The organism is Oleiphilus sp. HI0128, assembly GCF_001635365.1.
On the sequence record NZ_LWGG01001389.1, the window covers coordinates 1 to 1,017 of the forward strand.

At 47.0% G+C, this 1,017-nt stretch carries 1 protein-coding gene; it reads right to left on the minus strand.

Annotated features, from left to right (window positions below; translation table 11 throughout):
• Positions 1 to 1,017, minus strand: a 1,017-nt coding sequence (gene yegD, locus A3763_RS22845) for a molecular chaperone (protein WP_082880571.1), incomplete at both ends; no start/stop codon positions are given.

Below are 1,017 nucleotides of genomic sequence, written 5' to 3' on the forward strand. Positions count from 1 at the left end.
TCAGCCCATCTTCGATAAACTCAAGTGAGCTTGAAACCCTATCGGCTGAGGACAAGGCGATTTTGCATTGCTCTGCGCTGCGAACAAGCTGATGTTGCTGCTGATTATTTCGCATTGAGATAAAGCGTTTGATCAAGTCTGGCTCAACACAATCGCGTAGTAGCTGTTCAATATCCAAGCCTGTATTAAGTTCATTAAACCGTGTCTGAGCCGATACATCGTTAGTGCTCACTGCGTCCCAGAAAAGCTGGGTGGGAACAGGAAGACCGCTTTTGGTTTTTGACAACATGCCCAGAAGTGGCATGAGGTGCTTTCCTGCCAGCTGAATATCAAGATCGTTCCCCCCTACTCGCTCACCGCTATGCCCTAGAAAATCTTTTGATCGATCGCTCTTATCTCGGTAAGAAGGCCCCATTCTAACCATGGCACAGTCGCTCGTTCCACCACCGATATCGACAACTAAAACCGTTTTATCTGCATCGAGTGAACGTTCAAAACTCAGGCCTGCGGCAATAGGCTCAAATAAAAACTCAACATCTTTAAAACCAGCACGTTTTGCTGAGGTTTGCAGAATTTCCAAGGCCTGACGGTTACTCTGCTCGGCGTCCAAACCTTGAAAGTTTACAGGGCGACCAATTACAGTATGCGATATCGTATCGCCAAGTGTCTGTTCCGCACGCGCTTTAATAGATTGCATCATTGCCGTAACGATATCTTCAAATAGAAAAACCGCTTCTGGACGAAGTCCGCTGGCACCCAGAAAAGACTTCGGGGACTTTACAAAGTAGCCTTCTCCCGGCCATTGTAAATACTCTTCAAAGGCTTCATGGCCGACATAGACTATTCTTTCGTCTGAACCAAAACCTTGCTCCCGACGAACATGTTGAGCACGAGCTAAGTGGTTACTGCGCAGGTCGATATAGTCTGACTTAAGCTCATCAGTGGCAATAGACAAGCCGACACTTTCACTAATCAGTTCCCGGTCTAAAGCATACAAAGTCGACGGCATAAAGCGCT